This is a genomic window from Propioniciclava sp., assembly GCF_036744435.1.
Classification (GTDB): Bacteria; Actinomycetota; Actinomycetes; order Propionibacteriales; family Propionibacteriaceae; genus Propioniciclava.
The window spans coordinates 1-7,914 of sequence record NZ_DAIOIA010000130.1 but is presented as its reverse complement, the minus strand read 5'-3'; the positions used below and the strand labels follow the sequence as shown (position 1 = coordinate 7,914).

Genomic DNA, 7,914 nt, shown 5'->3' with positions numbered 1-7,914 from the left:
CGGTGCAGGTACGCCTTGTGCTCGGTGGGCGGATCGGCGTGCACGACGAGCGCGACGTCGTCGACGTGAATCCCACGGGCGGCGATGTCGGTGGCAACGAGCGTTTCGACGCGACCGGAGCCGAACGCCTCCAGGTGCCGGGTGCGGGCGTTCTGGTTGAGGTTGCCGTGCAGGTCGACGGCGGGGATGCCCCGGGCCACGAGCTGTTTGGCGAGCTTCTTGGCGCCGTGCTTGGTGCGGGTGAACACGATGGTGCGGCCGGGCGCGGAGGTGAGGTCGGCGACGACGTCGAGCCGGTCGGCCGGGTCAACGGTGAGCACGTGGTGCTGCATGCTGGCGACCGGGGACTGTGCCGAGTCGGCCTCGTGGACGACGGGATCGTGCAGGAACTGCTTGACCAGCACGTTCACGGCGTTGTCGAGGGTGGCGGAGAACAACAACCGCTGCGAACGCGTCGGCGTCGCCGCGAGGATCTTCTTCACCCCGGGCAGGAAGCCCATGTCGCTCATGTGGTCCGCTTCGTCGATGACGGTCACGGCCACGTCGGAGAGCGCCAGATGACCCTGGTCGCGCAGGTCGAGCAGGCGTCCCGGGGTGGCGACGAGGATGTCGACGCCGTCGCGCAGCGCCCGCACCTGCGGGTTCTGGTTGACGCCGCCAAAGATGGTCAACAGGCTGAGCCGGTCCGCCTTGGCGAGGGGACGCAGCGAGTCGGCGATCTGCGCGGCAAGCTCCCGGGTGGGGGCCAACACGAGCGCGCGGGGGCGCCCGGCGGCCGGGCGCTGCCGGTCTGCGGCGAGCCGCGCGACGACGGGCAGGGCGAAGGCGAAGGTCTTGCCCGAGCCGGTGCGTCCGCGGCCGAGCACGTCGCGTCCCGCGAGCGAGTCGGGCAGCGTGGCGGCCTGGATGGGGGTCGGGGTATCGATGTCGAAGGTGGCGAGCACGTCGACGAGGTTGGTGGGCACGCCGAGGCGTGCGAAAGACGAAGTCATGGTTCCTGATTCCTGGGCGTCTCGCCCGGCGCGCTCGGCTTGATCCGGTCCGGTGACCGGTGCGGCGCGACCAGCGACCCACATCGGATCGCATCATCATGCGACCCGAGGCAAGACTGGTGCGGGTCGCTGAACCCCATTCTAGTCGATCCGACCACGAACGTGTCGATCAGGGTTCCGAGACGACCCAACCACGCTGCGCGGCGGCCAGAAAATACTCGGTGGCCAACTCCGCCAGGTCCGCGCGAAAACGAGCCATGCGGCAGCCCCGCCCGTCCGGCCGGACCTCGATGCCTTCGTCCCGCCAGTGCGGGAGCGCCGCGTCCAGGACGGCTGAGCGACCGTCGTGGCCGACGATCCGCCACCAGGGCGCCTCCGTGTCCCGCAGCAGAGCACCGACGTGACGGGGACCCAGTCCGACGATCGCGCCGATGTCGCCGTAGGCGGCGACGCGTCCGCGCGGCACCAGACCGACCGCCAGCGCGACGCGGTCGCGCGGATCAGGCGCGGACGAGGTCGTCATCGACGTATCCGGGACGCGCGGCCGCCACCCCGGACAGGGTGAACAGACCGGCGCTCGCCAGGAGGAACCACAACGGGACCGTCCAGCCGTGCGTCAGGTCGAACAGGACGCCCACCACGAGCGGCCCGCCTGCGGAAAACAGGTAGCCCACGGACTGCGTGAACCCGGACAGTTGCGTCGTGACGTGCGGGTCTCGGGTGCGCGCCGTCACGAGCGCCAAGGAGAGCGCGAAGGCGAAGCTGGAGACTCCCAGCAGCGTCGCCCACAGCCACGGCAGCGTGGTGGGGGCGAGCCACACCCCGAGATATCCGGCGACGAGCAACGCCCCCAGCACCACCACGACCCAGCGCGGGTCGCGCACCCGCGCGGCGATCACCGGCATGACGAATCCGGCGGGGACACCCAATGCCGCGGTGAGGCCGACCAGCCAGCCTGCCTCCGTGGCGCCCAGGCCGCCGTCGCGGAACATCTGCGCCAACCAGCCGAACTGGACGTAGGCCTGCATCGACTGGGTGCCGAAGAACACCGCCAGGGCGATCGCCTTGCGGGACCGGACCACCGCGAAGATGGACCCGGACAGCCGGGGGGCGTCCGGGTCGGCGGGCACCCGCCGTCGCCGGTCGGACACCGCCAGCACGATCCAGGGGATCGTCGCCAGAGCCATCGCCACGCCCCAGATCCCCAGGGCGAATCGCCAGCCGCCCGGCGCGATGCCAGACAGCGGCGCGGACAGCATCGAGGAGCCGGTCGCGCCGATAGCGAGCGAGATGGTGTAGACCGACATCACCCCGGCGAGCCGGTTGGGAAAGGTCTCCTTGATGTAGGCGGGCACCAGGACGTTGCCCACGGCCATGCCTGCGAATGCCAGGACGCTGAGCAGCAGGAACGGCAGCGCCGAATCGACGAATGGTCTCGCCAGCAGCCCCACGGTCGACACGATGCCGGCCGCGGCCAGGGCTCCCGTGAGGCCCATGCGCAGCCCGATGGAGACGGCGACCGCTCCGAACACGGCGAACGCGAGCCCCGGCAGGGCGGTGAGGACGCCGGCGACGGTCCCATTGATGCCGAGTCCCTGCTTCACCTCGGCGAGCACGGGGCCGAGCGAGGTCGCGCCGGGACGCAGGTTGATCGCCAGCAGGGCGATCGCGAACAACGCCCACCACAGGCGGGCGCTCGTAGAGAGACGGCTCACTCCTGATCGTCGCTTCCCGACGGCGTGTCCTCGACGGCGCGACGCGCCCGACGCGCCGCCTTCTCGGCGCGCCGGCGGATCTTCTTCGCCGCCTTGGCGGCGTTCTCGCGGGCCTTCTGGGCCGCCTTCACGCTGGCCTTCTCCGCCTTGCGCCGACGTCGCAGCGCGACCTCGGCCGCATACTCGGCAGGGCTGATCGTGGCACCGTCGGCGTCACCGGGCTCCGGTTCGGGACGCCAGATGGCGGCGTCAGGGTCGGGCGCGAGGTGGGACCCCTGGTCGTCGATGCGATCGGCGTCCGGTTCGTCGAACCACCAGCCGTGTTCCCCGAGGTACCGGAAGGAGACGTCGGCGTCGGCAGGAACCGTCACCTGGGCGCGCTGGAGATCGCCGTCGGCGAGGAAGGGTGTCACCCCGGGGGTCCACGAGTTGAAGCTCCCGACAACGCTGATCCGGCCGGCCGGATGGTCGCCGGGCAATTCGAAGGTCAGGAGGCGAAAGCCTGGGCGGGGTGCGGGTGCGCGCAGCAACATGGGACGTCCCTTTCTCGGCTTCCCCATTGTTCCATCGAACCGGGACGCCGCGGCCAGCCGGTTACCAGGGGTTCCGTGCGGTTACTGTTCGGCGATCCAGTGCTGCTGGACGAGGGCGTCGACGCTGATCCCCGAGACGAGGCAGCGATCCTTGCGGTTGCGGGTGAGAGCCTGCGTCCACGGCACGAAACCGCCGTCGCCGAGGACCACGGGATGCTCCCCGCTGGCCACGAGCCGGAACGCCGCCGTCGCGTACGGATTGCGCCACGGAGTCGGGTCGGCACCTTTGGTCACCGTGACGCGGTCCAGGACCCCGCGGCCCTCGAGCAGGGCCGCCAGGGAGGTGTCCCACACCAGCAGGTGCACCTCCACGGACGGCACCAGTGTCGCGAGCGCCGCCTGCCAGTAGCTGAGGTGCAGGTCGAGGAGTTCGGCTTCGGTGCTGAGCCCGCCGCCGTCGGGGGCCGACGAACACAGCGAGAAGATGAGTTCGTGGGCGGCACCCTCGCCCGGGTCGGAGGCGTGGGTCGCCCGGGCATGGGTCGCCAGATGGACGCGGGCATGGCCGGTGCGGCGTTGCTTGGACGCCTCCAGGGCGAGGGCGTGGGCCGGGTCGGCGACGAGTTCGCTGCCCCGCACGGTGGTGATGACCCGATTCTGCCCGCGTCCCCCCAGATGGCTGCCGGTGCCCAAGGAGGTGAGCGGCGAGAGTGTCACGCCCGCGAACTCAGGTGGAAGGGCGTCCCACAGCCGCTGCGTGAGGGCGAGCACGGCACGTGGGTCGGCCGTGCTGGGTGCCAGGAGGCGGTCTTCCCGCCAGCGCTTGATGATGTCCGCGGGGGTGAGAGCCCCTGCCCGTGCTCGCGCGATGTCGGCGAGGATGGCGCGCAACTCGGCGTCCCCCAGCCCTCGCAGCAGGGCGTCACGTGCATGGGAGCCTAGTCGTCGCCACACCTTTGTGGACGCCGCCGTTCCGCTCATCCTCCATCCCTCCGGTCCGTCGGGCTGTTCGTCCTCGATTCAACCACAGGTTCGGCGGGGACTCGCCACAGTTCATGTCGGACCCGCCTCCTAGCCTGGGGCTATGGCGCGAAAGCTCGTGGAGGTCGATCGGCCGGTGCGGCGTGTCGAGGCGCGGCGCGGCGCGGAGTGGGAGCCGCGAACGTGGCCCTATCGCATCCCCGCCGTTGCCCAGGTGCTCCGCCGGGGGCTCGATGTGGCGCAGGCGACGATCCTGGTCGGCGAGAACGGATCGGGAAAATCGACGCTTCTGGAGGGGATCGCGGAGGCCTACGGCCTCAACCCTGAGGGAGGCTCCACGGGGGCCCGGTTCTCGACGCGGCGTACCGAATCACCCCTGTCCGATGCGCTCCAGCTCGTGCGCGGGGCGGGGGCCTCGCGCGGAGGCTACTTCCTGCGCGCCGAGACGATGCACGGGCTGTTCAGCTACCTGGAGTCCTCGGGGCCGGATCCGTTCCATGCGCTGTCGCACGGGGAGTCGTTTCGGGCGATCCTGGAGAGTCGGACCCGCACCCTGCGCGGCGATCTGCGCCCGGGGCTGTATGTGCTCGACGAACCCGAGTCGGCGCTGTCGTTCACCTCGGCGCTGCATGCGCTCGCGGCGCTGGTCGAGATGACGCGGCATCCTCGCATTCAGGTGCTGATCGCCACCCACTCCCCCGTCTTTGCCGCATTGCCCGGGGCCGCACTGTGGCAGTTGGACACCGCAGGCTTGCATGCCACCACCTGGGAGGATCTCGACCTGGTGGTCAACGAGCGGTACTTCCTGGCTGACCCGCAGCGCTTCCTGCGGCATCTGCGGGAGTGATCCACGCCGGGGCGGTCACTCCCCGGCGGTCAGGGCACGCGTGCCGGGCGGTAGCGCGCGCGGGGGCCGTACGCGCAGGGTGCGGCCCAGGTGGACGCTGTCGCGCCCCACGGTGAAGGTGCGCCCGCCGCTGCGCTCCTCACGCCCGGCGAGCACCCCGAGCAGCCGGTCGATCTGCCGGTTCGCCTCGTCGAGTTCGGTCTCCAGGCTGAGGATCCGGCGGACTCCTTCGAGGTTGATGCCTTCGTCTTGGGAGAGATGCTGGATGTGGCGCAACTTGGCGATGTCGCGCAGGGAGTAACGACGCCCTCGGCCCTTGGACCGCGAGGGTACGACCAGCCCCAGCCGGTCGTACCCGCGCAGCGTCTGCGGGTGCATGTCCGCCAACCGCGCTGCCACCGACACGGTGAACAGCGGCGACTCGATGTCGAGATTGGCGGGCAGGGCGTCACTCATGCCAAGCTCACTTCGCGAACAGCCCGGCGCGCGGGTCGGTCGAGCCGAGCGCCGCAGCGTGCGCCTTGAGCGCCTCCGTCGCCGCCGCGTTCATCGCCGACGGAACCTGGACCTCGACGCTGACCAGCAGGTCTGCCTTCTCCCCGTTCTTCTTCGGCACTCCGCGGCCACGCACCCGGAACGTGCGCCCGTTCGGGGTGCCCGCCGGAATCCGCAGCTTGACCCGCTGTCCGCCCAGAGTGGGCACCTCGATGTCGGCGCCGAGCGCCGCCTCGGAGTAGGTGACCGGAACGGTGACGGTGAGGTTGTCGCCCTTGCGGCCGAACAGTGCGTGTGCTTTGACGTTGACCAAGACAAACAGGTCACCGGCGGCGCCGCCGTTCTCGCCCGCGCCGCCCTTGCCCTTGAGCCGCAACCGCTGACCGTCCTCGACGCCGGCGGGGATGCGGACCTGCATGGTCTTGCTAGAGCGCCCCCTCCCTGAGCCGTGGCACACCGGGCAGGGGTCGGCCACGTACAGTCCGCGTCCGTGGCAGGTGGGGCACGGTTCGGAGACCGTGAATCCCCCGGAGGTCTGCGTCATGGTCGAGCCGGAGCCCTCACAGGTCGGGCAGATCTCGGGCGCCGTCCCGGGCGCCGCGCCCGTGCCGCGGCACGCGGTGCAGGGGGTATCGGAGATGGTTTGCATCGACACGGTGGTGCCGTTGACGGCCTGGTCGAACTCGATGCTGACCTCGCCCTCGATGTCGCTGCCGCGGCGCGCCGTGGTGCGCGTGGTGCGGCGCGACCCGCCCGAGTTGCGGAACAGCCCCCCGAACAGGTCGGAGATGTTCTGGTCGCCCGCGTTGCGGAACAGATCCTCCACGGAGGGACCGGAGGCCCCTCCCGATGTGCTGCCACCGCCCCCGGGGAACCGGAACCCGCCCATCATGGAGCGCTGATCGTCGTATTCCTTGCGCTTCTTGGTGTCGGAGAGCACCGAGTAGGCCTCCGAGACCTCCTTGAAGCGCTTCTCCGCCGCCGCGTCGCCGGGATGCTGGTCGGGATGGTTGTCGCGGGCCAGCTTGCGGAACGCCTTCTTGATCTCGTCGGGCTTGGCGTCCTTCGAGACGCCCAGCGCCTTGTAGTAGTCCTTCTCCGCGTTCGTGCTCACGATGCCTCCTCCCGGATCACGCTGGCTGGATCAGTTGGGGTCCGCGACGCCCACGCGCGCAGGCCGGATGACACGATCACCGATCTTGATCCCCTTCTGCATCACCGAGGACACGATCTGGTGCGCGTGGTCGCCCTCCATGGGGACCTGCATCAGTGCCTCGTGCAGGTGCGGGTCGAACTCATCGCCGACCTCACCGAACGCGATCAGGCCGTACTTGCCTGCGACCTTCTCCAGGGCATCGACGACGAGCTTGAAGCCGCCCTCGAGCTCCTCGTGGTGCCGGGCGGCGTCGATCGCGTCCAGGACAGGCAGCAGGTCGCCGACGACCTGGTCGATGCCTGCCTGGCGGGCGACATGGCGGTCACGATCGACGCGGCGCTTGTAATTGACGTACTCGGCCTGCAGACGTTGCAGATCCGCCGTGCGTTCGCCCAGCGCCTGGGTCAGCGTGGTCACCTCATCGGCCTCGGGTGCCGCGTCGGTGATCGACGACGCGTCGTCGGGCACCTGGATGCTGGGCTCCGAGCCCTCGGGTGCGCCGGTGGGGTCGTCGGGGTGTTGGTCGTTCACGTGTGTGCTCCACTTCCTCGCGATGTGTGGCACCGGCTGGGCAGGCCGCCCCGGTCACCCGGGAGCCTACCCAGCCGGCGCCTCGTCGTTACTTGTTGTCGTCCTCGTCCACGATCTCAGCGTCGACGACATCCTCGTCGGCGCTGTCGCTCGTAGCGGACTCGCCCTGGCTCGCGGAGTCACTCTCCGAGGAGGCCTGCTTGGCCTGGGCGGCGGCGTAGACGGCCTGGCCCATGGCGGACGCCTTCTCGTTGAGGTCGTTCATCGCGGTCTTGACCTCGTCGTCGTTGTCGGTGCCCTTCAGGGCCTCCTTCAGCGTGGCGAGCGCGGCCTCGACCGGGCCCTTGACGTCGTCGCCGAGGGCTTCCTCGTTGTCCTTGAGGAGCTTCTCGGTGCGGAACGCGAGCGAGTCAGCCTCGTTGCGCATCTCGACGGCCTCACGGCGCTTGCGATCCTCGTCGGCGTGGGCTTCGGCGTCGCGGACCATGCGGTCGATGTCTTCCTTGCCCAGGGCCGAGCCGCCGGTGACGGTCATCGACTGTTCCTTGCCGGTGGCCATGTCCTTGGCGGACACGTGCGTGATGCCGTTGGCATCGATGTCGAAAGCGACCTCGATCTGCGGCACGCCACGCGGGGCGGGCATCAGGCCGGTGAGCTCGAAGTT

10 protein-coding genes are annotated in these 7,914 nt (G+C 70.1%); 1 reads left to right on the top strand and 9 read right to left on the bottom strand.

Features of this window, described 5'->3' with window-relative positions; translation table 11 throughout:
* The 5 genes from V7E09_RS13210 to V7E09_RS13190 form a co-directional block, all read right to left on the bottom strand.
* Positions 1-992, bottom strand: a 992-nt coding sequence (locus V7E09_RS13210; protein ID WP_324523519.1) for a DEAD/DEAH box helicase, incomplete at its 3' end; no start/stop codon positions are given.
* A gap of 169 nt (positions 993-1,161) precedes the next feature.
* Positions 1,162-1,515, bottom strand: coding sequence for an MGMT family protein (locus V7E09_RS13205; protein WP_324511384.1), 354 nt, complete (start codon positions 1,513-1,515; stop codon positions 1,162-1,164).
* A complete protein-coding gene (locus V7E09_RS13200) occupies positions 1,493-2,707 on the bottom strand; it encodes an MFS transporter (RefSeq protein WP_324523518.1) in 1,215 nt (404 codons plus the stop codon). Before V7E09_RS13200 ends, V7E09_RS13205 begins: the two co-directional genes overlap by 23 nt.
* Positions 2,704-3,240 carry a hypothetical protein gene (locus V7E09_RS13195; protein ID WP_324511386.1) on the bottom strand — a complete coding sequence of 179 codons (537 nt, stop codon included), beginning with the start codon at positions 3,238-3,240 and terminating at the stop codon, positions 2,704-2,706. The genes V7E09_RS13200 and V7E09_RS13195 overlap by 4 nt, the downstream gene beginning before the upstream one ends.
* An 81-nt stretch (positions 3,241-3,321) precedes the next feature.
* Complete coding sequence (locus tag V7E09_RS13190; RefSeq protein WP_324511387.1) at positions 3,322-4,221, bottom strand: hypothetical protein; 900 nt, start codon at positions 4,219-4,221, stop codon at positions 3,322-3,324.
* A gap of 103 nt (positions 4,222-4,324) precedes the next feature.
* Between V7E09_RS13190 and V7E09_RS13185 the strand changes: the two genes are divergently transcribed.
* Complete coding sequence (locus tag V7E09_RS13185; protein ID WP_324511388.1) at positions 4,325-5,068, top strand: AAA family ATPase; 744 nt, start codon at positions 4,325-4,327, stop codon at positions 5,066-5,068.
* 15 nt (positions 5,069-5,083) lie between these two features.
* Here V7E09_RS13185 and V7E09_RS13180 read toward each other — a convergent pair whose 3' ends face one another.
* The 4 genes from V7E09_RS13180 to V7E09_RS13165 all read right to left on the bottom strand — a co-directional run.
* Entirely contained in the window at positions 5,084-5,524 is a 441-nt protein-coding gene (locus V7E09_RS13180) for a heat shock protein transcriptional repressor HspR (protein WP_324523517.1), read from the bottom strand.
* Between the two features lie 7 nt (positions 5,525-5,531).
* Positions 5,532-6,677: a molecular chaperone DnaJ gene (gene dnaJ, locus V7E09_RS13175; protein ID WP_324511390.1), complete on the bottom strand. Its 1,146-nt coding sequence runs from the start codon at positions 6,675-6,677 to the stop codon at positions 5,532-5,534.
* Positions 6,678-6,707: 30 nt separating this feature from the next.
* A complete protein-coding gene (gene grpE, locus V7E09_RS13170; protein WP_324511393.1) occupies positions 6,708-7,166 on the bottom strand; it encodes a nucleotide exchange factor GrpE in 459 nt (152 codons plus the stop codon).
* 172 nt (positions 7,167-7,338) lie between these two features.
* Positions 7,339-7,914, bottom strand: a 576-nt coding sequence (locus V7E09_RS13165; protein WP_324523516.1) for an Hsp70 family protein, incomplete at its 5' end; no start/stop codon positions are given.